The organism is Streptomyces pseudoechinosporeus, assembly GCF_054783935.1.
Genome location: NZ_BAAGPS010000009.1, coordinates 376,250 through 401,573, shown reverse-complemented (window position 1 = coordinate 401,573; position 25,324 = coordinate 376,250). Strand labels below are relative to the sequence as shown.

At 68.3% G+C, this 25,324-nt stretch carries 22 protein-coding genes and 1 pseudogene; 8 read left to right on the top strand and 15 right to left on the bottom strand.

The genetic code is table 11. The annotated features are described in order from the left end of the window. Positions 1-9: 9 nt before the first annotated feature. The 4 genes from ACYVO6_RS13420 to ACYVO6_RS13405 all read right to left on the bottom strand — a co-directional run bounded on the left by ACYVO6_RS13420 (position 10) and on the right by ACYVO6_RS13405 (position 2,666). Positions 10-660 carry a sigma-70 family RNA polymerase sigma factor gene (locus ACYVO6_RS13420; protein WP_461060712.1) on the bottom strand — a complete coding sequence of 217 codons (651 nt, stop codon included), beginning with the start codon at positions 658-660 and terminating at the stop codon, positions 10-12. A gap of 247 nt (positions 661-907) precedes the next feature. Beyond that, positions 908-1,600 carry a hypothetical protein gene (locus ACYVO6_RS13415; protein ID WP_461060710.1) on the bottom strand — a complete coding sequence of 231 codons (693 nt, stop codon included), beginning with the start codon at positions 1,598-1,600 and terminating at the stop codon, positions 908-910. A 151-nt stretch (positions 1,601-1,751) separates the two neighbouring features. Then, complete coding sequence (locus ACYVO6_RS13410; RefSeq protein ID WP_461060708.1) at positions 1,752-1,994, bottom strand: copper chaperone PCu(A)C; 243 nt, start codon at positions 1,992-1,994, stop codon at positions 1,752-1,754. Between the two features lie 156 nt (positions 1,995-2,150). After that, complete coding sequence (locus tag ACYVO6_RS13405) at positions 2,151-2,666, bottom strand: MarR family winged helix-turn-helix transcriptional regulator (RefSeq protein WP_461060706.1); 516 nt, start codon at positions 2,664-2,666, stop codon at positions 2,151-2,153. A gap of 39 nt (positions 2,667-2,705) precedes the next feature. Between ACYVO6_RS13405 and ACYVO6_RS13400 the strand changes: the two genes are divergently transcribed. Together ACYVO6_RS13400 and ACYVO6_RS13395 are read left to right on the top strand one after the other, a co-directional pair. Beyond that, positions 2,706-3,080 (top strand): transposase, encoded by a 375-nt coding sequence (locus ACYVO6_RS13400; protein ID WP_461060704.1) that lies wholly within the window; start codon positions 2,706-2,708, stop codon positions 3,078-3,080. Positions 3,081-3,126: 46 nt separating this feature from the next. After that, on the top strand, positions 3,127-5,691 hold the full coding sequence (locus tag ACYVO6_RS13395) for an excinuclease ABC subunit UvrA (protein WP_461060702.1): 2,565 nt from the start codon (positions 3,127-3,129) through the stop codon (positions 5,689-5,691). Between the two features lie 51 nt (positions 5,692-5,742). Here the strand turns inward: ACYVO6_RS13395 and ACYVO6_RS13390 are convergent, their stop codons facing one another. The 6 genes from ACYVO6_RS13390 to ACYVO6_RS13365 all read right to left on the bottom strand — a co-directional run bounded on the left by ACYVO6_RS13390 (position 5,743) and on the right by ACYVO6_RS13365 (position 12,199). Further along, positions 5,743-6,777 (bottom strand): aldo/keto reductase, encoded by a 1,035-nt coding sequence (locus ACYVO6_RS13390; protein WP_461060700.1) that lies wholly within the window; start codon positions 6,775-6,777, stop codon positions 5,743-5,745. Continuing rightward, the gene (locus ACYVO6_RS13385) at positions 6,774-7,565 is read right to left on the bottom strand and encodes an SDR family oxidoreductase (RefSeq protein ID WP_461060698.1); all 792 of its coding nucleotides are present in this window, start codon (positions 7,563-7,565) and stop codon (positions 6,774-6,776) included. The genes ACYVO6_RS13390 and ACYVO6_RS13385 overlap by 4 nt, the downstream gene beginning before the upstream one ends. A 164-nt stretch (positions 7,566-7,729) precedes the next feature. Beyond that, entirely contained in the window at positions 7,730-8,614 is an 885-nt protein-coding gene (locus ACYVO6_RS13380) for a carbohydrate ABC transporter permease (RefSeq protein ID WP_461061375.1), read from the bottom strand. A 77-nt stretch (positions 8,615-8,691) separates the two neighbouring features. Then, entirely contained in the window at positions 8,692-9,612 is a 921-nt protein-coding gene (locus tag ACYVO6_RS13375; RefSeq protein ID WP_461060696.1) for a carbohydrate ABC transporter permease, read from the bottom strand. Between the two features lie 12 nt (positions 9,613-9,624). Continuing rightward, entirely contained in the window at positions 9,625-10,989 is a 1,365-nt protein-coding gene (locus ACYVO6_RS13370) for an ABC transporter substrate-binding protein (RefSeq protein ID WP_461060694.1), read from the bottom strand. A 94-nt stretch (positions 10,990-11,083) separates the two neighbouring features. Then, a complete protein-coding gene (locus ACYVO6_RS13365; protein WP_461060692.1) occupies positions 11,084-12,199 on the bottom strand; it encodes an enolase C-terminal domain-like protein in 1,116 nt (371 codons plus the stop codon). A 129-nt stretch (positions 12,200-12,328) separates the two neighbouring features. On the opposite strand from ACYVO6_RS13365, the gene ACYVO6_RS13360 reads away from it, so the two are divergent. Continuing rightward, a complete protein-coding gene (locus tag ACYVO6_RS13360) occupies positions 12,329-13,096 on the top strand; it encodes a FadR/GntR family transcriptional regulator (RefSeq protein WP_461060690.1) in 768 nt (255 codons plus the stop codon). A gap of 212 nt (positions 13,097-13,308) precedes the next feature. Continuing rightward, the gene (locus ACYVO6_RS13355) at positions 13,309-16,722 is read left to right on the top strand and encodes a DUF1349 domain-containing protein (RefSeq protein WP_461060688.1); all 3,414 of its coding nucleotides are present in this window, start codon (positions 13,309-13,311) and stop codon (positions 16,720-16,722) included. 411 nt (positions 16,723-17,133) lie between these two features. Here ACYVO6_RS13355 and ACYVO6_RS13350 read toward each other — a convergent pair whose 3' ends face one another. From ACYVO6_RS13350 to ACYVO6_RS13340, 3 genes are all read right to left on the bottom strand, one after another. Then, positions 17,134-17,502 (bottom strand): winged helix-turn-helix transcriptional regulator, encoded by a 369-nt coding sequence (locus ACYVO6_RS13350; RefSeq protein ID WP_461060686.1) that lies wholly within the window; start codon positions 17,500-17,502, stop codon positions 17,134-17,136. 453 nt (positions 17,503-17,955) lie between these two features. Further along, complete coding sequence (locus tag ACYVO6_RS13345) at positions 17,956-18,351, bottom strand: nuclear transport factor 2 family protein (RefSeq protein WP_461060684.1); 396 nt, start codon at positions 18,349-18,351, stop codon at positions 17,956-17,958. A gap of 207 nt (positions 18,352-18,558) precedes the next feature. After that, on the bottom strand, positions 18,559-18,960 hold the full coding sequence (locus ACYVO6_RS13340) for a nuclear transport factor 2 family protein (RefSeq protein ID WP_461060683.1): 402 nt from the start codon (positions 18,958-18,960) through the stop codon (positions 18,559-18,561). A 598-nt stretch (positions 18,961-19,558) separates the two neighbouring features. On the opposite strand from ACYVO6_RS13340, the gene ACYVO6_RS13335 reads away from it, so the two are divergent. The 3 genes and pseudogenes from ACYVO6_RS13335 (at position 19,559) to ACYVO6_RS13325 (ending at position 21,671) form a co-directional block, all read left to right on the top strand. Beyond that, complete coding sequence (locus ACYVO6_RS13335) at positions 19,559-20,116, top strand: nuclear transport factor 2 family protein (protein ID WP_461060681.1); 558 nt, start codon at positions 19,559-19,561, stop codon at positions 20,114-20,116. A 556-nt stretch (positions 20,117-20,672) separates the two neighbouring features. Beyond that, a pseudogene (locus tag ACYVO6_RS13330) lies at positions 20,673-21,104 on the top strand (PP2C family protein-serine/threonine phosphatase); the annotation flags it as partial. A 30-nt stretch (positions 21,105-21,134) separates the two neighbouring features. Then, entirely contained in the window at positions 21,135-21,671 is a 537-nt protein-coding gene (locus ACYVO6_RS13325; RefSeq protein ID WP_461060679.1) for a MarR family winged helix-turn-helix transcriptional regulator, read from the top strand. Between the two features lie 637 nt (positions 21,672-22,308). On the opposite strand, the gene ACYVO6_RS13320 is transcribed toward ACYVO6_RS13325, so the two are convergent. After that, the gene (locus ACYVO6_RS13320) at positions 22,309-23,802 is read right to left on the bottom strand and encodes a DUF1996 domain-containing protein (RefSeq protein ID WP_461060677.1); all 1,494 of its coding nucleotides are present in this window, start codon (positions 23,800-23,802) and stop codon (positions 22,309-22,311) included. A 411-nt stretch (positions 23,803-24,213) separates the two neighbouring features. On the opposite strand from ACYVO6_RS13320, the gene ACYVO6_RS13315 reads away from it, so the two are divergent. Further along, a complete protein-coding gene (locus ACYVO6_RS13315) occupies positions 24,214-24,603 on the top strand; it encodes a MerR family DNA-binding transcriptional regulator (protein WP_461060675.1) in 390 nt (129 codons plus the stop codon). Here the strand turns inward: ACYVO6_RS13315 and ACYVO6_RS13310 are convergent. Then, entirely contained in the window at positions 24,507-25,283 is a 777-nt protein-coding gene (locus ACYVO6_RS13310) for an MBL fold metallo-hydrolase (protein WP_461060673.1), read from the bottom strand. The genes ACYVO6_RS13315 and ACYVO6_RS13310 overlap by 97 nt on opposite strands. Positions 25,284-25,324: the final 41 nt, after the last annotated feature.

The following is a 25,324-nucleotide window of genomic DNA, read 5'->3' as shown; positions in this document are numbered from 1 at the left end:
CTCCATTCGTCAGGCCGCCGCTGCGGCCGAGGCAGGCGGGTCCTCAGCTCCTGCGAGGAGTTCGATGAGGGCCACCCGGGCCCGTGCCACCCGCGAGCGGATCGTCCCGACGGGGCAGCCGCTGAACTCGGCGGCCTCTTCGTAGGGCAGTCCCGCCAACTGGGTGAGGACGAACGCCTGGCGGCGCTCTGAGGGCAGGGCGTTCAGCAGGTCGAGCAACGCCACACCTTCCTCGAAGCCGGGCAGGCCTCTCGGCTGAGCCCTCTCGGCCCGTATCGTCCAGTCGTCCGCGTCGGCCAACCGCGGCCGCGTGGCGGCGTACCGCCAACTGTCGATCACCGTACGACGCGCGATGGACAGCAGCCACGTACGCGCCGACGAGCGCCCTTCGAACCGGTGCAGGCTGCCGAGCGCCCGCAGAAACGTGTCCTGCGCCAGGTCGTCGGCGAGCTGGCGATCGGAGGAGAGGTGGGTGATGTAGCGGACGACGTCGGGATGCAGGGCCCGTACGAACCGGTCGACGGCGTCAGGGTCACCACCGCGGGCGGCCAGCGCCCAGGCGGTGGCCGCCTCGTCGCGCGATGCCGCACCGGACTCGTCCGTCGTCTCGTACCCCGCCTCACGCGTTTCGCGCGAGGCGGTCAGGACAGGAGTGATCACCTGTATGTCCTTCTCGGGTTGTCCGGGACCCGGCAAGGCGGCATGCGCGACCGCGCACTCGCGAGCGACGCGCTTGGCGCGCAGGGGTGCGCGGTGCGCTGCTGCGGAAACGTCCCGGAACGGGAGGGAAGTGGGATGGGGCCGTACGACGTGAACGACCCGTGCCCGAAAGCCCTGCCCTCCGGCCCTGGCGTCGACGACGCGGCGCTCGTGGGGACGAGGGAATGGCCTCGGGGAACCGGCTGTCTCAGGCGACAGCGGTTCCGGCCGGAGGCCCCCGAGAAATGATCGTGTGAGCGAGAGTCAGCCTTGGTACCCGTGCCGAACGCTCGCGCGTCGGCCGCGGGCGCGGCCGGTGGGGCGGCGTGGCGGGCAGGGCGATCGGCAGCCGCAGCGGAGCGGCCAGCCATCCCTCGACCGCTCGCAGGACACGGAACGCGGCCCGCTCGCCGTGGGCCAGCCACAGGCCGCTCAGCAGGGCGGCCAGGGTGTGGGCGGCGAGCATCCCGAGTGACGACGTGCCACTCATGTCGTGAGCCATGTGACCGAGGTGCCCCGCATGCGCCGAGTGGCCCATGCCCATGGAGCCCATGTCGATCGCGTCCATGGAGGTGGAGCCCATGGGCATGCCGCTCGGGTCACCACGCATGTGGTGCACCGCGGAATCCGTGCTGGCCCCCGACGCCGCCGACTGGGCCGACGAGAAGGTCCAGTGGAGCGCGCCCTGGGCGAGGGCTACAGCGGACACCACCAGCGTGAGCCCGCGTTCACGGCCCGCCAGACACCAGCCGACACCGCTCGTGGCGACGAACCCGGCGGTCATCGTCCACCAGGGCACGGTGGAGCCCGACATCAGTACGTGGCCGAGGGCCGCGAGCAGCACGCAGACGGCCGCGAACACCGCGGCCCGTGTCGTGCGCGCACACCACCCAGCAGTCATGTCGGCCTCATCCTTGCATCCGAGCCCCGCTCGTCACAGGTGGGTACGCACAACACCCGGGCCTGCCACTCACCCCGGAATGAGTGATACAGGACACGCCAACGTGCCGGAACTCAACGGAGGACCCGCCCGACTTCTGGGGGTGGGGAAGTCACGTTCCGTCCTGGCCCCGGCGAACCACGACCACGGGGTGGTTCACGGCCCCGCTGCGCTCGAAGTGCAGCGTGAACGAGACGAGATCACCGGGCCGCCAGTCCGGATCGGCCGCCACTGTCACATCAAGGTCGTACGGGGACATGGTGAGGCTGTCACCGGCCGGGACTGCGACCGAGGCCACCGTCTGCGCGGAGGTCGGGCGGGTGCTGCTCGCACGGGGGCGGCAACTGGTCGACACCCATCTCCTCATGTTCACTGGGGAGTTGAGGGCTGCCGGGGCGGTACGGGCCAACACATCGGCAACCGAACCGTGGGCTGAAAGGCCGGGGCCCGGGGATTTGTGTTCGCCCGGCCCCTCAGCCCACGGGCGCAGCGGAGCCGTCGCCGTCGTGGCTCACGATGCCGGCCGACCGGGCTGCTTCGGCGCCCGCACACCCGGCACCGGCGTCTGCCCGGCGGCCTTCCGCTCCGCATCCAGGGCACGTCCGGCTGCCCGCAGCGTGCCGAGGACCGCGGTCATCTCGCGTACGGACTGCTCGGGAATCACCGACCCGATACGCAGCTCCAGCTCCTCCTCGAAGACCTTCAGCGCCCCGTTCACCAGCTTGCGCCCCTCAGACGTCAGCTCGACGACCGAGGAACGGCGGTCGTTCGGGTTGGCCCGCCGCGCGCACCAGCCCGCCGCCTCCAGACGGTCGACCACCTTGCTCGTGCCGCCCACCGTGATCGAGAACTCCTCCGCGATGTCCTGGATCCGCCGCCCGGGCCGCCGCAGCAGCAGATGCAGCACCTCGAACGAGGTCAGCGGCAGGTCGTACTCCGCCCGCAACCGCCCCTCGATGCCATTCCACAGCTCGATCTCCAGCGAGACCAGCTCCCGGTACAGCAGCTTCAGGTCAGCGTCAGCCATCACTCATCTTCCGTAGAATTATCTTCCATAGGCTGTTAATTGTATGCCGTTGCGGCCCTCCATCAGGCGCACCCGACAGAGGCGGACTGCCTGTCCTGCCCGGACCGCACCCGGTGCACGTCCTCCGCGACCCGGCCCCTCTCTGTAGCGGTGCTGCCCTGGCCGCCGCATGAGACCCAGACGCGCAAGCGGCTCGACCAGCAGACCGAGCAATGGCAGTGCAATTACGCGATACGCGCCGGCATCGAGGCCACCCTCTCGCAGAACGTCCGGACCCACGGGCTACGACGTTCCCGCCACCGCGGCCTGGTCGACCCCCAGGCGGCCAGGAAATCGGGGCAATCCATTCCTTGTGTCACACCAAAAGAATCATATACATTACATGGAAACAACTTCCGAGGATTGATTCTGTGAGTGCGGGTCGTTGGTGAACCCGAAGATGCCGTTGGAGGGAGAACCGATGATGCACAGCAGCGCGGGCGATGCAGTATCCGCGCCGACCGGGGCCGCAGGCGAGGGTGCGGGGGATCCGCCCCTGACAATCCAGGTGCGCGGGGCGAAGGTCCACAACCTCAAAGACATCGACGTGACGGTGCCGCTCCGCCAACTCGTCGCGGTGGCAGGCGTGTCCGGCTCCGGCAAGTCCTCGCTGGCGATGGGGGTCCTGTACGCGGAGGGATCACGCCGGTACCTGGAGGCGCTGTCCACGTACACCCGCCGGCGCATGGCGCAGGCACCTCGCGCGGCGGTGGACAGTGTCGAGCATGTGCCCGCGGCGCTCGCGCTGCGGCAGCGACCCGGTGTCCCCGGGGTGCGCAGCACCTTCGGTACGTCGACCGAGCTACTGAACGTCCTGCGCCTGTTGTTCTCCCGCCTGGGAGCACACCTGTGCCCCAACGGCCACCGGCAGGACCCGACGATCGACGTTGCCGCTGGGCTGGACCTGACCTGCCCTGTGTGCGAGGTGACGTTCTACCCGCCGGGCGCGGAGTCGCTGGCCTTCAACTCGGACGGCGCGTGCCCGCGGTGCACCGGCACCGGCATGGTCCGGGAAGTCGACGAAGCAGCTCTCGTCCCGGATCCGCAACGCACCATCGCCGAGAAGGCGGTGGCTCCGTGGTCGATGTTCGGGCTGACGGTGATGCCGCAGGTCGTCGCCGAGTTCGGGGTTCGCACCGATGTGCCGTACGCGGAACTGACCGCCCACGAGCGGGACATCGTCATGCACGGCCCCGCCGAGAAGCGGCACATCAGCGTGCGGTCCAAGAACGGCAAGCTCTTCGAGCTGGACTTCACCTACCGCAACGCCCGTCAAGCGGTCGAGGATGCCTTGAACAACGCCACGACCGAGCGTGGTCTGAACCGGGTGAACAAGTTCATCAGCGCCCAGACCTGCCCTGCCTGCGGTGGCACTCGGCTCAGCGAGCAGGCGCGCGCCACCCTTGTCGACGGCATCAACCTTGCCGAGGCCGCCGCGAAGACTCTTGACGACCTCGTCGTGTGGGCCCCTGCCCTCACCGACACCCTGCCACCGGAGATGCGCCCGATGGCGCGGAACATCGTCGCCACTCTGCTGGAGGCCGCCCGCCGCCTGGTCGAACTCGGCCTGGGCTACCTCGCCTTGGATCGGGCCAGCTCAACCCTGTCGACCGGTGAACGGCAGCGTGTCCAGCTGGCCCGCGCGGTGCGGAACCAGACCACTGGAGTGCTCTACGTCCTGGACGAGCCCTCCATCGGCCTGCATCCCTCGAACGTGGACGGTCTCCTCGGTGTAATGCGCGACCTGCTGCGCGACGGCAACTCCGTCGTGCTCGTCGACCATGACGTCCAGGTCCTGCGCGAAGCCGACTGGCTCATCGAGATCGGCCCCGGCTCCGGTACCGAAGGCGGCACCGTCCTGGCCGCCGGCGACGTCACCGCCCTCGGCAAGGACCCCGACTCCCTGATCGGCGGATTCCTCGTCGGCCGCGAGCCCGCCCTCGTACGCGACCGAGCCGACCGCGACGCGATGTTCGACCAGGGCCGCATCCACTTGGACACCCGCCCCCTGCACACGGTGCACGCCCTGGCCGTCGACGTCCCCCAGGGGCGTCTGACCGCGGTGACCGGCGTGTCCGGATCGGGCAAGACCACGCTGATCCTCGACAGCCTCGTCCCCGCCCTCCGGGCGCAAGCCGCCGGCCGCCCGCTGCCCGGTCATGTCTCGAAGGTGGACGCGCAGGGGATCACCCGGGTGAACATGGTCGACGCCACCCCCATCGGCGTCAACGTCCGGTCCACCGTCGCCACCTACAGCGGCGTCCTCGACGACCTGCGTCGTGCCTACGCCGCCACCGGCACGGCCAGGCAACAGAGCCTGACCGCCGCGGACTTCTCGTACAACACGGGCTCCCTGCGCTGTCCCCGCTGCGAAGGCACCGGCCAGATCTCCCTGGACGTGCAGTTCCTCCCCGACGTCGATATCGCCTGCCCGGCCTGCGACGGCGCCCGCTACGCTCCCCGAGCCGCCGACATCCTCCGTCCGACCCCCAGCAACCCCGACGGCGGGATCAGCCTGCCCGACCTGCTCGCTCTCACCGTGCGGCAGGCCATCGAGCAGGTCGGAGACATCCGGCGGGTGCGCACCCGGCTCCAGTCCCTCATCGACCTCGGCCTCGGCTACCTCACCCTCGGCGAGGACACCCCGGCCCTGTCCGGTGGCGAGGCGCAGCGGCTGAAGCTCGCCACCGAGCTCACCCGCAACCAGTCCGACGCCCTCTTCATCCTCGACGAACCCAGCGTCGGACTCCACCCCCTCGACATCCGTACCCTCCTGGACGTCCTCCAGCGTCTGGTCGACAACGGCGCCACCGTCATCGTCATCGAGCACGACCTCGACATGATCACCAACGCCGACCATGTCATCGACATGGGACCCGGAGGCGGTGCCGTCGGCGGCACCGTCGTTGCCACCGGGACCCCCGACGACATCACACAGCACCCGCACAGCATCACCGGCCGCTACCTCGGCAAACACCTCACCTGACGACGTGCGTCCGTGCATCGGTTCCATAGGGCGGTGTTCAGCGGGTGACGGTCACCCCCACGACTCCCCCTTCGGTCGATCGGCTTCTTCGACCGGTGCCGCGGCAGGGACGGGGACGCGCCGGGGCAGCAGCCCCTCGGCGCGCAGTCCGTCCCAGACCGCGGCCGGCATCGTTCGCCGCAGCTGATCCACTGTGTCGCGGACCTCCTCGGCGGAACGAGCTCCGGACAGTACGCTCGCGACCGCCGGATGGCCGAACGGGAAGCGCAGAGCGGCTGCGCGCAGCGGTACGCCGTGGCGTTCGGTGACCGCCTTCATGCGCAGGGCCCGGTCCAGCACATGTGGTGGGGCTGGCGCGTAGTCGTACGTGGTCCCGGGTTTCGGGTCGGTGAGCAGACCCGAGTTGAACACCCCGCCGACGATGACACTCCTGCCGCGGGCGGCGGCCTCCGGCAGTACCTCAGCAAGCCCCTCCTGCTCCAGCAGGGTGTAGCGGCCGGCGAGCAGCACCACGTCGATGTCGGTCTCGCGCAGGAAGCGGGCGGGGAGCGCGCACTGGTTCACTCCGATGCCGATCGCCTTGACGACGCCTTCCCCGCGCAGCCGTTCCAGCGCTGGGTATGCCTCGGTGAGAGCCTGCTCGGCGTGGTGGTCCGGGTCGTGCAGCAAGGCGATGTCCACACGGTCCAGGCCAAGGCGGTCCAGGCTCCCTTCCAGGGAGCGCAGGACTCCGTCGCAGCTGAAGTCCCAGACTCGCCGGTGAGTGTCGGGCACGGCGAAGCCGTGGGCGAGATCGTCGCCGCGGCCGCCTTCAGGGTTGGGTTCGAGCAGCCGCCCGACCTTGGTGGACACGGTGTACGCGTCGCGGTCGCGTCCGCGCAGCGCGGCGCCCAGGCGTCGCTCGGACAGCCCGAGTCCATAGTGCGGGGCGGTGTCGAAGGTGCGTACGCCCGCGTCCCAGGCCGCGTCCACCGCGGCGAACGCGGCCTCGTCGGTGACCGGGCGGAAGAGGTTGCCGATGCCCGCGGCCCCGAACGACAGCTCGGTGACCCTGACACCGGTGCCGACCGGCGTCGTCGCTCTCATGCGCCGACCGCCGGGCGCAGCCGGAGCCCCTGCATGCCACCGTCGACGGCGAGGGCGATGCCGGTGACGGAGGCCGCGGCGGGGCTCGCCAGGTAGATCACGGCCGCCGCCACCTCGTCCGCGGTGACCAGCCGTCCCAGGAGCTGGCGTGCGTCGAGGGCGGCGCGTTCCGTCTCTGGGTCGCCTGCGGCGTCCAGGAGCCGGGTCACCCAGGGTGTGTCGGCGGTGCCGGGGTTGACGCAGTTGACACGGATGCCCTCACGGACATGGTCCGCGGCCATCGCCAGGGTCAGCGACAGCACCGCACCCTTGCTGGCGGAGTACAGGGCGCGCTGGGGGAGGCCCGCGGTGGCCGCGATGGAGCATGTGTTGACGACCGCCGCGTGCGACGAGCGCCGTAGATACGGCAGGGCGGCCCGGGTGGTGCGCACCGTCCCTAGGACGTTGACGTCGAGGACGCGGTGCCACTCCTCGTCCGGGTTGTCCTCGACGGTACCGACGGCGCCGATGCCCGCGTTGTTGACCAGGATGTCCAGGCCACCGAGCTGCCCGGCAGCGGTCTCCACGGCGACGCGTACCGAGGCGTCGTCGCCGAGGTCGGCCTCGAAGTCGTCGCCGTGGTACTCGAAGTAGCCGAACAGCGTGTCCTCGCGCAGGAAGATGCTGTAGTTGCGGATGTTCGCGGCCCGCAGCGCGCCCTCGACGCCCGGCCAGACCGCGGAATGCAGGCGCAGATACAGCTCACGGTGCTCGGGCCGCAGGCGGATCGTCTGGGCAACCCGTTTCATCGGGTCCTTCCGGTGAGTGTGGGCGGCGTTGCCGGACAGCCCGCCATGGGCCTGCCTGGTGACGCACTGGCGTGGCCGTCCGCACGGCGTGGGGCTTGGCACGACGCCGACGTCAGGGAACGCCGGTTGAATACGGCGGCGGCGCCAAGGGTGCGGCTGCCGCCTCACTCCTTTGTCGCGCCGGCGAGCATGCCGGACACGAGAGCGCGTTGGGAGAAGAGGAACACGATCAGAACAGGGACGATGGTCACCAGGGTGGCCAGGGCCAGTTCGGGCCGCATGATCTGGTTTCCCGCGCCGCTGGAGGTGTTGAACAGCGGCGAGGCGGCGAGCAGGTTGTTCAGCCCCACCTGCGCCGGATATTGGGAGCTGTCGGGCAGCATCACGAACGGCAGGAAGAAGTTGTTCCAGTTGCCGACGAAGTTGAAGAAGCCGACCAGGGCGATCACGGGCTTGGCCAGCGGCATCGCGATGAGACGGAAGACCTGCCACTCCGAGCAGCCGTCGATGCGCGCTGCGGCCAGCAGGTCGGAGGGGACGTTGGAGGAGAAGTAGATGTAGGTGAGGTAGACCCCGAACGGGAAGAAGGAGAAGGGCAGGATGACCGACCAGATCGTGCCGTCCAGGTGCACGGCGTTCATCCCCAGGTACAGGGGCAGCACCATCGCGGCCGTCGGCATGAGCATCACGAGCATGGTGATGGTCAGCAGCATCCGTCGCCCGATGAACTGGGTGAGAGCCAGCGCGTACCCGGCGGGGATCGACGTCACCAGGGTCACGGCCAGCGCGCCGAACGTGTAGAGCGCCGAGTTCAGCAGCCAGGTGAGGATGGTGCCGTCCTGGAACGCGTAGAGGTGGTGCCAGGTGTCGGCGACCGCGCCGAGAGAGCCGAAGGAGAACGGGTTGTCCCGCACGATCTGGCTGTCGGTCTTGGTCGGGGCCAGCAGGAGCCACACCACCGGCACGCAGAAGAACAGCGCGGACAGGCCCATGACGATGAGCCAGGCCAGCCGGGCGGCCAGTGAGCTTGGGCGGCGCTTCCAGCGCATGGGCTTCCTCGGGCTGGTGCGGGCGCCGGCGGTACGGGGCGGCGGGGTTCGGCGGGCTGTGGTCGTGGGAGCGGTGGTCATCCTTCGTCCCTGTCGAACAGGCCGGTACGGAAGACGACGAGCGCCGCGCAGGCGAGGCCCAGGATGAGGAGGTCGACGGAGAGCGCCGCCGCGCCGTTGAAGTCGCCTGCCTGGAAGGCGTACTGGTAGGAGAGCTGGTTCGGTGACCAGCTGTCGGGGATCATGCCCCAGCTGGCGAGGGAGACCAGTTGCGGCTCGACGAAGAGCTGGGTGCCGGCCGCGAAGGCCAGGATCAGCATGTACGCGATCCACTTGGTGATCATCGGGATCTGGATGCGCAGGGCGATCTGGAACGTGCTGGCGCCGTCGATGCGGGCAGCCTCCAGGATCTCGTCCGGGATGCTGTTGAGCGCGCCGTACATGACCACGATCCAGCCGCCGGCCCCGGTCCAGAAGGCGATGACGGTGAAGAGCACCGGCAGGTGACCGGGGGCGTTGACCTCGGCGAGGGTGTTCCAGCCGAAGCCCTTCAGCAGCCAGCCGACGGGGCTGGCCGCCGGGTCGAGGAGGATCAGGAAGAGCAGTACGCTCGCCACCCCGGCGAGGGCACCCGGTAGGTAGAACAGGAACCGCAGGCTGGTGGAGGCCCTGCGCATGCGGCCGTGCAGCATCAGGGAGAGCAGCACCACCAGGATCATCAGGCTGGCCAGCCAGACCACCAGGTACAGGCCGATGTGGAGGAAGGCCGGTCCGAAGCGGTAGTCGGCGAACGTCCGGGTGAAGTTGCCGAGTCCGACGAGCTGGTTGCGGGAGTTGGACAGCGCCAGCCACACCGCGTAACAGGTGGGCAGGACGCCGAAGGCGAACAGCAGGAGGACGTAGCCGGAGACGAAGACGTAGCCGGCGCCTCCGGCGGGGTTGCGGGCGGAGCGGCCGCGTCGGCGGCCGCTCCGCTCCGTCGCGAGGTGGGTGGTCATGGGTCCGCTTCGCTAGTTGACGGTGTAGCCGAGGGACTTGGCCTTGTTGGTGATGGCCGTCTGCCAGGTGCCCAGAGTGTCGGTGAGGGTCTTGCCGGAGTTCAGGGCGGGGACCACGGTGGAGGAGTAGATCGCTTCCTGGCTGTACTGGGTGGCGGACCAGCCGGGCCAGATCAGTTCCGCGGCTTCCTCGAAGACGGGGCTGATGTCCTTGGCGAAGTAGCCGGTCTTCTTCTGGTTGGCGAGCCAGGTGGTCGCGGCCTTCTTGTACGCGGGGTAGGTGCCCGCGGTGCCCTGGTAGTCGTCCGAGGTCGTCATCCAGGTGACCAGGTCGGCGGCCGCCTTGAGGTTCTTGCTGTGGGAGGAGACGAACCACAGACCACCGCCGACATTGCCGGTGTAGTTCTTGGCGTCGCCCTCGAACTTCAGCGGGGAGGCGGCGGCGATCTGCCCCTTGGGGATCTTGAAGGTGGAGTTGAAGAGCACCTGGCCGTACCAGGAAGGGCCGGGGAGCATCAGGACCTTGCTCGCCTGGTTCTTGATGAAGCCGGCGCTGAAGACGGTGTCCTTGGAGACCGAGCCCTTGGCGATCAGGGTGTCGAGCAGCTTGGCCATCCGGGTGCACTTGGCGTCCTGCAGATCCACCTTCACCTTCTTGGCGCCGGTAGTGGTGCTGGCCGTGCATTGGCTCGCCCAGAAGTACACCTCAGGAGTCCAGGCGTCTCCGGCGGTGCCGACCAGGTAGCCGGGGTGCTCCTTGGCGACCTTCTCGCCGAGTGCCTGGTACTCCTCCCAAGTGGTCGGGACCTTGTACCCGAACTTGTCCATGAGGGACTTGTTGTACCAGAGCACGTTCTGGGCCAGGTCGTTGCGGAGGCAGTAGGTGTTGCCGTTGAAGGTGCAGGGATTCAGCGCGCCGTCCGCGAAGCCGTCGAGGGTGGTCTTCGGGATGATGTCCCGGTTGACGGGGGCGGCGTAGGGCGTCTTGCCCTGGGAGGCCCAGGTGCCGTCGTTGACGTTGGCGCTGAAGGCGACGTCGGGCCAGCCGCTGCCGGTCCGGTCGAACAGCTGCACCTTGGTCTGCAGGTCATTGGCCCCGTTGGCGTCGCCGCTGTATGTGACGATCTTCATCTTCACGTCCGGGTGCGCCTTCTGGAAGGCCTTCACGCCAGGTACACGGGTGGCGTCCGCCCAGACCGTGATCTCACTGCCCTGCTGCTGAGCCACGGGCTTGAAGGCCGCCGGGGAGGAAGTCGCCGTGGGTGTGGGGTCCGCGCTGCCGCAGGCAGCGAACGCGAGCAGGGAGACGGCGCCCAGGAAGGCGACGGCCGTGTGCCTGAGTCGGCGGCGGGAGGAAACCGGAACGTCGTCGTTCATGACTGACCTCAGATCTTGGGAAAGGGCGCACAGCGGTGAGAGGTGCCGCGTTCGGGGTGTTCGAGACGGGCCGTCGGTCCTGGGGCTCCGGTCATCAGGCCCGGGGCGGGGTGACGGTCTTCTTGTCGACAAATGCCTGAAGGGCGGGAGGGTAGTCCAGGCCCGCCGGAAGGGCGACGCCCGGACCGGTGGGGGCATGAACGAGGCCATGGGCGTCGATGCCGCTCTCGCGGCTGATGGGATTGCCCATGACCAGCGACTCGTAGTAGGTGGTGTTCGAGATGGCCATGCACAGGTGCCGGTTGGGGATCTCCGGCCCGTGCACCTCGGCACGCAGCCGGTAGGCGTCGGCGAGGTGGGCGGTGCGCATCGCGCCGGTGAAGCCGCCGCGCAGTTGGGTGGAGGCGCGGACTCCGAAGGTGGCGGCGCCGGCCTGGATGAAATCGGCCGAGTTCATGTGCGCCCCGTCGGAGGTCTCGGCCACGAGGAGGGGAACGGCCACCGCGTCTGCGAGGCGCTTGTACGCGGTGACACTGAACTCCCTCATCGGCTCCTCGTACCAGAGGTAGCCGACGTCCGAGAGAGCGTGCCCGAGATAGATCGCGTCGGGGAGGTCGAAGCCCGCCGACCCGTCGAACATCAGCGGGATGTCATCCCCCACATGTTCACGCAAAGCCACCGACAGGCGGGCGTCGCGGCGGGCGTCACCCCAGGCGTGGAGCTTGATGGCCGGGTAGCCGAGCTCCAGGGCCTGGTCGGCGATGTCCAGGTACTCCTCGACCGAGGAGTAGGTGACAGTGGAGGCGTAGGCGGGTATCGAGGTGCGGTAACCGCCGAGCATCTGCCAGGTGGGCCGGTCGGCGAGTCGTCCGGCCAGGTCCCAAAGCGCGGTGTCGACCAGACCCAGCAGATAGAGCGGTAGCTCCTCCGTGCGGTCCAGCTCCCACATGCGGTGCCAGAGCCATTCCCGCTGCAGGGGATCGTGCCCCACCAACTCCTTGCGCAGTACGCGGTCCAGCAAGTCCGCCAGGATGACACCGCTGCCTCGCCGGGGGGACATCGCCACCCCCTCGACCCCTTCGTCCGTGCAGATGCGCAGCACCGCGGCCTCGCCCTCGGACGGGCTGCCCAGGAGTCCGTCCCGCCAGACGAAGGGCGGACTGACTCCCGGCACCCGGACCCGATGGCACTCGACTTCGGTAATGCGCACGGCTTGCACCCCTTGGGCGGGAAAGTACTGCTGAGAAATTTTCGTGTAACGTAAGTCGTCATACGAATGCTGTCAAGGAGTTTCCGCGCAGTAGACTCGCCGTCATCCGCATCAGCAAGGGGGACATGCATGGCCAAGGAGAGCACCGGCAGAACAGGAGAGCCTCCTGTTCTCAAGCCCTGGCCCAAGCGTCCGGCTCGACTGGCGCAGGCCGTCATGGAGAGCCTGACCGACACGATCGTGTCGGGCGCCATTCCCCCAGGATCGACCCTGCCGGTGGAACCCGAGCTCTCCGAGACGTTCGGCGTCAGCCGGATCACCATCCGCGAGGCGGTCAAGTCCCTGGAGGCCAAGGGGCTGGTCCAGGCCCGGCAGGGCTACGGCACCACCGTCACTCCACCCGAGGAATGGAACCTCCTCGACCCCGTCGTGCTCGCCGCGACCGTCCAGCATGACGACCAGCTCGTCGTCCTCGACCAGTTGGTCGACATCCGGTCGACGCTGGAGGCCCAGATGACAGCCCAGGCCGCGGAGCTGGCCACCGACGACGACCTGCGAGCCATCGAGCAGCTACTCGTCCGGCTCGACGAGGAGACCGTCGTCCCGGCACGCTTCATCGAGACCGATGTGGCCTTCCACGACCGGATCATGCAGGCATCCCACAACAGGCTCGGGCGTTCCATCATCCGGATCCTCCACGCCCAGGCGCGCACGACGTTCCTGTACAACGGCACACCGGACGCGACCGCATGCGAGCAGGCCAACGAGGAGCACCGCGCGGTCGCCGAGCGGCTGCTGGCCCGGGACTCCGACGGGGCCGCGCAAGCCATGGCGGCACACATCCAAACCGCGTGGAGCCGCCGCCGCCTGCCAAACGTAAGCTCCCCCGCCTCCTGAGAGCACCCGCACCGACCTCGCCCCCGAGCCGACAGGCCGGGGGCGTTCGCATGCCCGGGCCAACTCCGGCCGAGTCGGCATGCGCGATCTATTGACGAAATTCATATGACGTCTAATGTTACATCGCCATTTCCCTTCCCCTCCCGTCGCTGGGTTCTCCCCTGCCCGCCATGGGCACCGCAGGCCCCTCTGAACCACCCGGAAGGTGTCACGTGCGAACACTCCGCATCCGTCCCGCGGTTCCCAACCGTCTCAGATCATGGCTGGCCACAGCCGCCGTCCTCACCGCCTCGACCGCCACGGTCCTCGTCCAGGCCGGCCCCGCCTTCGCGGCCGGCACGACGCTCCACGCCTCACCGAGCGGCTCCGGCACCGCCTGCTCCGTGAGCCGGCCGTGCTCCGTCACCCAGGCCAAGACCAAGGTGCGGGCGATCAACAACTCCATGACAGGCAACATCACCGTCGAGCTCGCCGACGGCACCTACCGGCTCTCCTCGCCACTCGCCTTCACCTCGGCGGACTCCGGCACAGGCGGCTACACGGTGACCTGGAAGGCCGCACTGGGCGCCCACCCCGTCATCACCGGAGCGCAGAAGGCCACCGGCTGGACCGTGCAGGACTCGGCCAAGAACATCTGGAAGAGCAACGTCGGCACCGGCTTCGACACGCGCCATCTGTCCGTCGACGGCGTCATGGCCACCAGGGCCCGCGCCGAGGTCACCCGCTCGGACCTGACCGCGACCACCAGCGGCTACACGTTCACCAACAGCTCGCTGAGCTACCTCAACAGCCTCGCGCAGCCCGGCCGGACCGAGATCCACGGCATCGGATCCTTCACCGACCGCTATGCCCCGGTGACCGGCATCAGCAGCGGCACCATCACCATGGCCCAGCCCTCGTGGAACAACAACACGTTCGGCTACGACACCCTGACGAGCCCCTTCCGGGCCGGCCCTCTCTACATCGAGAACGCCTACGAGTTCCTCGACACGGCCGGCGAGTGGTACCTCGACACTGCTACCGGCACCCTGTACTACAAGCCGCTCACCGGGCAGGACATGAGTGAGGCCGACGTCGAGGTGCCGAAGCTGGAGTCGCTCATCAGCGTCGGAGGGACGTACTCCTCCCCCGCCACCCACATCGCCTTCTCAGGGCTGCAGTTCTCGGGCACCAGTTGGCTGGACCCCACCGCCCACGGCTACGCCAGCCAGCAGACCGGCGCGTACCTCTCCGGTACCTGGGACCGCCCGTCGGACGCGCTGACCTCGTGCCAGAGCGGCTGCCCGCTCTTCGAGGCGACACGCCCTCACTGGGAGCAGATGCCCTCCGCCGTCCAGGTCTCGGCCGCCGACCACATCGCGTTCACCGGTAACCGGTTCACCCAGCTCGGACAGAGCGGCCTCGGCATCGGCAACGACGCCAACGCCCACACCACCGGCGTGGGACTCGGCGCCCGCACCATCACCGCGACCGGCAACGTCTTCACCCAGGACGCGGGCGGCGGCATCGTCGTCGGCGGCGTTCGGGCGGACGCGCACCACCCCAGTGACAGGCGGATGACCAACCGGAACATCACGCTGAGCAACAACCTCATCCATGACGTGGCACTGGAATACCGTGACATGTCGGCCATCCTCGTCACCTACGTGAGCGGCGCGACCGTCTCGCACAACGAGGTGTACAACCTGCCCTACTCCGGCCTCACCATCGGCTACGGCTGGGGCACCAACGACATCGGCGGCAGCCAGGACTACGTCAACCGCGGCCTGTACAACTACCAGCCCACCTACACGACGGCGACCACCGCCGCGAACAACCACATCACCGACAACTACATCCACGACCTCATGCAGCAGATGACCGACGGCGGCTGCATGTACACCCTGTCGGCGTCACCGGGCAGCACCTTCGAACGCAACTACTGCCACAGCAACAACGGTTGGTTCGGCTTCTACCACGACGAGGGCTCCCGGAACTTCACGGACACCAACAACGTCTTCCGGAACACCGGCGAATGGGGCCACGAGAACAGCAGTGCGACCAACAACACCGGCGCCCTGACCCTGACCGACAACTGGACGAGCAACAGTTCCGCGAACATCACCAACACCAACGGCCGCGGTGACGTAGTCAGCGGCACCGTCGTCGTCAGAGACGGCAACTGGCCGTCAGCGGCCAAGACGGTCATGAACAACGCCGGTATCCAGCCCCGGTACCGTCCGCTGACCACCGACCCCGTCAGCTCCCCCTACAGCGCCTACTCCTCCACCCCCGCCAACACCGGCCAGAGCGGCGGCCACTTCACGATCACCGACGCGGGCGAGGACATCTGGGGTGCCGGCGGACAGCACGAAGACGAGTACGGCACCGTCTTCCGAAACGGGGCAGCTGTCGACGGCACGTCGGTGACCGCCCGGGTCGACAGCCTGGACAAGACCAGCGGCTGGGCCAAGGCCGGCGTCGTCCTGCGCAACGACCTCACGGACGACGGCTCCTCCGCCGGATACGCGGCTGTGGTGGTGACCCCGAACAACGGCGTCAGCTTCCAGCGGGACTCCAACGCCGACGGCTACCTCGACCAGCTCACGTCCACCGCTGCCACCGTCAAGGCACCGGTCTGGTTGCGGCTCACCCGCACTGCCACCCAGGTGTCCGCCTACTACTCCACCGACGGATCCACCTTCACTCAGGTCGGCTCGACGGTGACCCTGCTGTCCATGGCGACCACCCAGGATGCCGGTGTCATCCACACAGCCCACAGCACCACCGCCGGCAGCGCGACATTCAGCAACCTGCGAATCGTCACCTCTCCCTACAAGGCATACAGTTCGATTCCGGCCGCCGTCAGCCAAAGCGGCGGAGTGACCTCCCTGACCAGCGCGGGCATCGACATATGGCGCTCCGGCACGGCATACGACGACGAGTATTCCGCCGCCTACCAGACGGGGGCCGCTGGAACGTCCTCGACCGTCACCGTCCGCGTCGCCAGTCAGGACAAGACCAACAGCTGGGCCAAAGCCGGTTTGATGCTGCGAAACAGCATCGCCTCCGCCGGCTCGTCCACCGGGTACCTCGTCCTCGCCACCACCCCCGGCAACGGAATCGCCCTGTCGTCGGACTCCAACGGTGACGGCTACCTCGACACCAACACCATCAAGACCGGAAGCGCCACCGTCGCCCCGGTCTGGCTCCGCCTGGTCAGGAGCGGCACGTCGGTCACCGGCTCCTACTCCGCCGACGGCACCACCTGGACCACCGTCGGCACCGCGACACTGACCGGGCGAACAGCACCCTGGACGCGGGCATGTTCTCCACGGCCCACGCCGGAAGTATCGGCACCGCGAGCTTCAGCCAGTTCTCCGTCAGCTGACGAAGCGGTTCGGGTCACGAGCTCCGAAACGAGCTCCGCGTGCCGGTGCGACCTCCGCACCGGCACGCGGAGCCCCGTCATGTCCGGGCCGACCTGCGTGCGGCATGGCAACGCGCACGCGGCATCGACGGTGCCGCACCCACCCCTGCAACGCGCGGAGTGTTCACGGCCGCGCCGACGAGCCGGTCGGCCGCCCCGGGTACGGGCGGCGGGCCCGCAGCGCGTCGGTGCGAGCAAGAACCTCAGCAGAGGATGAATCCTGGATTCGGACACGCGTTCCGCGGGCGCGGGGTGCTCAGGTGCCCCGCGTCGTGTCTTCGCGGTCCGGGATCACGCCCGGACCGAGACGGGTGGATATCAGGCCGCCGCGAGGTCGAGCCGCCGAAGTGTGATGCCGGGGGCCGCGGTCAGGGCCTGCCGGTCTCGGCTGCCTCCTCTGGCACCGAAGCGGCGCTTCTAGACTGCGGCTCGGCGCGCCTGGTCAACGGGCGGTCACCGTTGAGTGGCGTCGGCGGCCGGATTCCTTTCCTGCACACCGCCACCGCCCGCCGACAAGCGGCCGTACACCTGACACCCGGGCCCGCGGATACACGCGCCGCTCGGCGGAGGTGAGCACTCGCCGACCACGTCACGTGGTCTGCCCGGGCCTGTTTGGTCCGGCGAGGGATCAGTGGCGGCTGTCGTAGGCCTCGCGGGCGTCGAGGACCTCGCGGATGTGTTCCTCGGCCCAATGTCCCAGCGCCCGCAGAGGTGTGTGCAGCGTGTGTCCCAGTGCGGTCAGCTCGTACTCCACCCGGGGTGGTATCTCCGGGTAGGCGTGCCGCGTCACCAGTCCGTCGCGTTCCAGGTTCCTCAAGGTGTCGGTGAGGACCTTGGGGCTGATCCCGCCGACCGCGGTACGCAGGTCGCCGAAGCGCATCCTGCCGGTACCGAGCGCGATGACCACCATGGCCGTCCACTTGTTGGCGATGCGATCCAGCGACGTGCGGGAAGGGCAGTCCGCCGTAAATATGCTGAACTCCGACTTCTCTGACATATTTCACTTCGCTTCAGGGGGTCGGCTGGTGCGGTCCTCACCACATCCCCGCATATCCACCGGGCAGCCGACAGCGTCCCGGCGCCCCTGGTGAATGCCGGGATCGCCGACATCCCCATACGTGGCCCACGCCGGGTGATGCCGGTAGCCGACGGCCCGTCGCGGCTCAGGATGCGGCCCCGGCGGCCGGTGCAGAGGACCGCCGGGGCCTGATGGCGCCCGGGCGACGGGGGAAAATCACCGGGCGACAGTCCGGGAGGAAGAATCCGGTCAGGATTCTGTCGTGCGTTGCGTGCCACCGAGATGCCGCGATCGGCTCGGGCCGGACCCCGAACCCGGCTCGGCGGCTGGGCCGCCGGTGACGAACACAGCGGGCCGGACTTCAGGAGTTGTCGGCGGGCGGCCACGCTTCAACGCGACCACCCGCCAACGCCCCAGGGCCCGGGCCGTTCTCTACTTCCCCCAGAAGGCGTCCTCGGCCGCCTGGTCGCCGGAGAACAGCCACATCTCGACGACCTTGCCGTCCTTGAGGCGCAGGACATCCACGCCGTCCATGCTCATGGAGGCGTCCTCGCGCCGCCCGGCGAAGTGGATCGAGGCGGCCACCATGTCGCCGTTGCCCATCAGGGCGCGGACCGCGTCGATGGCGAAGCTGCCCTGGCTGGCCTCCATCATCCCGCCGAGCATCGCGAAGACCGCATCACGCCCCTGGTGCTCACCGGAGAACTGGTTGCCGCCCGGCTGGTGCCAGACGACCTCCTCCGCCAGAAGCTCCCCCACCCGGGCCAGATCACCCTTCTGGATCGACTCGAAGTACTCACGGGCGATGTCGACGTTCGTGCTGCTCATGACCATCTACTCCTTACGCCCCGGATATCGGGACAGAACGATGCTGCTGTACTTGCAAGTTGGATTCGTAACCCGGCCGGCACTGCCCGGGACCGGTCACATGCCGCACTCGGCATGTTCCGGGCCTCACCGGAAGCGGTCGGCATTCGGCGCCGACCGCTTTACCGCAGGGCGGTAGAGACGGCCTTCTATGGAGGCGACCCACCCTCAGGCGGTGCCCCAGAAGGCGTCCTCACCGCCCTGGCCCGCGGAGAAGAGCCAGACCTCGGCGATCCGGTCGCCCTCGACCCTCAGGAGGTCGACGCCGTTCATCCCCATCACCTCGCCGCTACGCCTGGCGGAGAAGTGGACCGGTGTGGCGACCAGTGCACCGTTGACCATGGGGTTGCCGGTCGTCCTGAGTTCGAACGTCCCCTCGGTGACCGCCATCATGCCGCCGAACATCTCGCCGATCGCGGCCGCACCGCGGTGACTGCCGGAGAACTGGTTCCTGCCCGGCTGGTGCCACACGATGTCGTCGGTGAACATGTGCGTGACCGCGCCGAAATCCCTGGCCGACACCGCGGCGGCGTACTGGCGGGCGATGCTGAGTACGGCGCTGGACTCCATGGTCGCTCTCTCCCTCGGTGAGTTCGTTCCGACAGCACCCATGCTCACCGCCAGTAACCAGTCACCTCAACGTAACCAATGGCGAGACGTGTCGCACATCACACTTGTAGGTGCGCACCTGGTTGACGGGACCGGCGCGGAGTCGCCCTTGATCGCCAGGTGGGCGGTGAGCTCACGCTCTACCAGGAGCGTGACCGCAGCATGAGGTCTGACGGCCACCCCGCGCGGCGCATCCGCCGTCGTCGGCCCACGCAGCAGGCGACACACAAGACTGTCGGGCGGCCGCAGGAGGCAGGTCCCAGGTGCGGAGGCCATGCCCGCCCTTCCGCACACAGAGCGTCCGCGATCACAGCCTCCGCTTCATTCCACCGCCGCTTCCACACCTCAGTTGTCGGCGAGCGAGGGGCCGTCTTTCCTTGGTCCGGTTGATGCCGGTGTCCTGGGGTGCGTGCCCCTTACGCCCCCACAGGCCGATCAATTTGTGATGTGCACCACAAGTCCCCGACGGTTACGTTGAGGTGACTGGTTACCAGTGGAAAGTATCGGGGCGGCGAAACAGTCCCGGGGTGTAGATCCCACCGAAACCAGGGAGATCAGGATGAAGAACCGCGTTCGCACACGTACCGTTGTGGCCACCACTCTCGCACTCGCCGTCGTCGGCACCCTCACCGCCGGCATGAGCTACGCGACGGCGGACACACCCGTTGCCGCCACGGCCCACAAGCCGGTCACCCGTTCCACCGACGGATGGAAGGCCCAGCAGCAGGCTGCCAACGTCAAGATCGCCGGCGAGTATTTCCAGGCCATCCAGAAGGGCGACTTCGACAAGGTGGGCAGAATCCTGGACAAGAACGTCGTCTGGCATCAGCCGGGCTTCAACCAGTTCTCCGGGACGCACAAGGGGCGCGACGCCGTCTTCAAGATGCTCGGCGGGATGACCGAGGCCAGCCAGGGCACCTTCGCCATCGACAAGGTCAACGGCCTCATGCCCAACGGCGACAAGGTGGCAGCCCCCATCCACTTCTCGGGCAAGCGCGACGACAGGTCCATGAGCATGGACGGTGTGGATGTCCTGCGCTTCAAGCACGGCAAGGTCGTCGAGGTGTGGCTGTACTCCGGCGACCAGGCGGCCGAGGACGCCTTCTGGGGCCGGTGACCGGCGCCTCCTCGCGGAAGGACGGCCGTCGCCGCCCTTCCGCGAGGAGAACTCCGCAATGACAGTGGATCCCAGGGCCGGAACTCCTCGGATCGGGACGGAGTGCCGTCCCGCTCTTCGGCCGTTCCCTTGCCGCCTGACCCTGGAGTGGTCGCAGTCGCCTCTACCCCACTTGTTCACGGGCCATGGGCGGCGCCCACCTCGCCACCGCATGGACCATCTGGCATCGCGGTCGGCCGGGTGCCGTCGGTCTGTTCCGGTCCACGACGCCGATCAGGGACTGGGTCGTCTTTCTGCGATCCGTATGCTCTGCCGGCCCGCGTGTGCATCGAGGCTGCGAACCGGCTATGAGGCTGGGTGGTGGCAAGGGGCTGCGAAGGGGGGCACCGACGGGTCGGTGTGCCTCCCGTCCACCTTGCCGCTGTCACTCCTGGGCGCCGGAAGCCAATCGGCCGTCGGTGCCCCCGCGTTCAATCATTGCATAGTGCAAAATGAGATTGCTAGCCCCCCGGCCGACTTCCGCACGCTTCCCGCGACGGTGCGGGTGGTGAGACGTGTGCCACAGATCCTCGCTGAGGTCGGCTTGGGACATGAGGCCGTCTTCCTCAACTACGGCCATCCCGCCCCGATGGTCGTACGTCGGCACAGCGCCGTCGACTTCCCGCAGCCGACCTCCTACGCCCTTCCGCTGGGGCTGGGCGCGCACGGGAGCGAGGGCCCAAGCCCTATCAGGTGGAGTTCGCCTTCGGCGAGCAGCTCCTGCTGTACACCGCCGGCGTCACCGAGGCCCGGAATGAGGACCGCCATTTCCATCCGCTCGGCGAGCGCGCGCACCTGCTGAAGGACCCCGACGCGCACCGAGCCCTGGCAGCCCTGCGTTCGGACCTGGCCCCAGCATGCCGGCGGGCCGCCCCACGACGACGCCGCGATGCTCCTACTGCGTCACCACGGTCATGGGGAGGAAAATCTGTTCCCATCGAGTGAGTGAGCAGGCACTTCGGCACGGTACAAAGGACGTATGCCGGAGCGTGAGACCCCCACGGGGGCGATGGACGATGTTGACGTGGTGACCCATGCGGTGCTGAACGCGTCGCGACTGCTGGTGGCGCTCTCCGCCCGCTCCCTCGCCGAGGTCGAAGAACGCGTGACGCTTCCGCAGTTCAGAATGCTGGTGGTGCTGTCTACGCGCGGGGCCACCAAGCTGGTCGCGCTCGCCGACCTGCTCCAGGTGGCGCCCTCCACCGCTATGCGGATGGTGGACCGGCTGATCGCGGCCGGGCTGGCCGACCGGCACCTCAACCCCGACAACCGCCGCGAGACCCTCCTGCAGCTCACCGAGGAAGGCCGGCGCACGGTCGAGGACGTCACCGCCCGACGGCGCACCGAGATCACCGCGATCGTCGAACGGCTCACGCCGGTGCAGCGCCTGGCACTCATGGAGGCTCTCGCCGCCTTCAACGAAGCCGGGCGAGAGCCCTCGGTTCCAGCACTCGACGACGCGGAGCCGCACCCGCTGGGCTGGACGGTGGACCTCCCGATGGCCCGCGACGCCTGACCCGGGTGTCGTCATCGTCGGATGTGGGCTGCTATCCCCCGCTTCTGCATTTTGCACAGTGCAAGGGAATCATTCCTGTGTCCGGTCTCGCTGCCTGATCCCGGCAGCGCAGGCCGCTTGGGGGTGTCCCGACGAGGGCAGTGCGAACGTTTGTCTGCCGCACCAGGACGGCCGACGCTGAAGAACGCCGAAAGGGGAGACACACGCATGCGCCGACGACGTCACCCCCTGCCCACGCAGGAACCGCACTCGGTGGCGCATCTGCGGAGCATGGTGTGGGGCCCGCCAAGTTCGTCGGCCTGCCGCCATGGTTGCTGGCAGCCGAAGCGCTCCTCGCCGCATGCGTAGGAGCGGGAGCGATCATCGGGGTGACGGTCGCCGGTGCTTGGCACAGGGCTGGCGGACAGCGAGGGTGGCTGGTGTGTGCCGTCGCGCTCGCCCTCTACCTTCGCGTGGTGCGGGCCGGCCGGGCGCTGATCGCCGTCGTCGCCCTGCTTGGGGTCCGTCTCGCGTTTCAGGCGCCTCAGGCGGCCGTGGGCCTGGTGTTGGCGGCTGACCGCGCAGGTCACGCTTCGGGGACAGACGAATGCCGGCGGTGGAAGATCCCACCGCCGGCTTCCTCGTCACTGCTTCAGGACTACTGGCAGTCCTGGCCGCTGTTGATGCAGTCGACCATCTGCTTCATCGTGTTCTCGTCGAAGAAGTTGAGGAAGTCGTTGTGGTCGGTGATCGGCTTGTGCAGCTGGTCCGGGAAGGAGTCCACTGCGAACGGGTTCACGACCTGTCCGTTCTGGATCTGCGGGGCCGGAACGTCGTAGACCAGACGGGCCTGGAGCTGGGGGATGGCCTGGAAGCCGTTGGCACAGGTACCGTCCTCCTGCACGAAGTCCACGTGGTCACGGTGGTTGGCGCTGTCGCTGTTCTGGCCGTCCCAGCAACTCTGGAAGAAGGACGTCCGTACCACCGAGCTGCCCTCGGGGCAGATCGGGTACTTGTCCGTCAGCTGCCGGTCCTCGAAGCCGGTGCAGCTCCAGTTCGTGTTGGCGTTGGCGAGACCGTTGGTGAAGGCCTTGGCATCACCGGTGATGATGCGCAGGGCCTGCGGCATCGCGACGACATCGCTCTTCTTGTTGCCGACGAACTTCAGCTCCGCCTCGGTGGCTTCGAGGATCCTGCCGATGTTGCCTTCCGCACCGCCACCGAGGTCGTTCGCGTCGAACTCGTCCGTACCGTCCTGCAGACGCAGCACCGGCCAGTAGTACGACGACTTGTCGCCCTGGTTCTGGCAGCTGGTGTCGGCCTGGAGGAACTCCTGGTCGCTGGTGAAGGCGTTGTTGTCCTGGTTGCCGACGTAGTCGTGCGTGTGCTGCGCACCGTTGCTGACACCCGGAGCGTTGATGATGTTGTCCGAGTTGTGGTTGTCGTTCCCGTTGGTGCCACAGCTCGTGGTGAAGGTACCCGTCGAACCACCGTCACCGTTCGCGGCGAGACCGTTTCCGTTCACACCCTGCGGGCCGCCGTTCGGCTGGACCTGGGTGATGTCCTGGAAGTCGGCCGCAGCCAGACCGTTGCCGGCCTGACCCTGGTTCTGGCCGTTGCCCTGGCCTTGGCCGCCATTGTTGCCCTGGTTCTGCCCCTGGCCACCCCCGGGGTTGGGCTGGTTCTGGTCCGCGACGCCCTGGCAGGTGGCGAGCTGGTCCGTGCCCTGCGGGGTCTTGCCGCCCGCGTTCCGGATGTTGATGCCGATCCGGTCGAGGGTGGCGACTCGCTTGGACTTGAGCGGGCCGAGAATGGCGTTGTCGACGAAGCCGGGATCCCCCGCCTGGGCCTGGCGCGTGTCCGCGAGGCGCTTGTAGGCCTCGGTGATCTGCTGGTCCAGTAGCGCCAGCTCCTTCGCGACACCCGCGCGTGCCCCCTCGGGCACGCTCGTCAGCTGCTGGCCGACGTCCGGGCAGTCGATGGTGGCCACCGGTGCGGAGGACAGCGTGCTGTGCTGCTTGGACTTCGACTCGCCCGCTGAGGCGTAGAAGTTCGCCCAGACCAGGCCGCCGCCCGCGACCGCGAGCGCCGCGGATGCGGCAACGGCCCGAACGGCCAGCGGCGAACGTCGTTTGCGTGTGTTGCGTCCCATGGAATTCCTCTGACTGCCTTGTGAGGCTATCGAGGCGCCCGACAGGAGTGAAGCGGCTCCATCAAATACGCGGGGAGCCCCAGAAGTGTTCAGGCGACTCAGAAATTGATGAGAGATTCGTGGGACAAACTGGCTGCAACACCCAATGAAACACAGGGAGTTGACGATCCCTTACGGCGTGCACACGGTGAAGGTCCCCTCTGGGGCCCGCGAAGGGGGCGTTCCGGCGACCCTGGCCAAAATGCGCCAGAACCGCCGTCCGCATGCCGATTTGTCGTCAAGCTTGGCGTCTATGCAGCTTTGCTGTTTGTGATGGCTGCCGCGAGGTTCGGTTTGCCCTGTTTGCCGACAAGGTGCTCGCGTGCACGGCGCTTGTTCTTCATGCCGGTTGGTGTCGGCGTATGACTCTTTGTGTCCCGCCGCGTACACCGAAACGTCCTCCGTCGAATCCCGCGGCGGCGGCCGGCGGAAGCCGGGTGCCTGTTGACTCTCCCTTCGTGGGAGACCCAAAGGTGGAGCGCATGCACGTCGGTGACAACACGTTCTGGCGGTGACAACACGTTCTGGAGTATCGGGGAGGTCGCCCGGAAGACCGGGCTGTCGGTGAAGCTGATCCGGCACTGGTCGGACGCCGGGGTCGTTCACCCGGCACGGCGGACTTCGGCCGGCTACCGGCTGTACGGCACCGAGGCACTGTTCGGCGCTTACCGGGCGAAGTCGAGGCGGTCGGTCAGGCCGGCCTCGGCGAAGGCGGCCTCGATCTCGGCGCGGCCTTCCTGGAAGTGGGCCCAGCTGTCGTAGTGCGCGGGGACGATGCGGCGGGCGCCGAGGATCTTCGCGGCCTCGGCGCCCTGGGCGCTGTCGAGGGTGAGCAGACCGTTGTCGAAGGCGAAGGCCATGCGGGCGCCGCCGAGGAAGAGGATCGCGGTGTCGACGGGAGCGAACTTCTCGGCGATCTCTTCGACGTGCTCCAGGGCGGCGTTGTCGCCGCTGACGTAGACCGAGGGCAGGTCGCGGGAGGTGAGCATGAAGCCGACGACGTCACCGGTGATCGGCTCGCAGCCCACGGGGCCGTGCCGGGCGGGCACGCCCGTGACGGTCACAGTGCCGCCGTCGGGCCTCCAGAGCTCGGCGGTCTCCCAGAAGGCGAGCCCGTGGGCGTTGCCGCCCAGACGACCGGCACCGCTGACCGTGGTGAAAACGACCGGCGTCCCGGGCAGGAAGGCGCGTCCGGCGTTGTCGAGGTTGTCGTCGTGTTCGTCGTGGGAGAGCAGGACGGCGTCGACGGGGCCGAGGTCGGCGGCGGTGACGGGTGAGGGGTCGGTCTTGACGAGCTTGTGATCGCCGGGGAGGGGCATGGGGTATTCGCCCGGCGGGTCGAAGGTCGGGTCGGCGACGAACCTGAGCCCTCCGTACTCAATGAGGGTGGTGGGGCCGCCGTACACACGGACGTCGACCTTCTCGCTGGTAGCGCTGGACATTCGGGGACCTTCCGGTTGCTGGAGCTCGGGTTCTTGGCGGG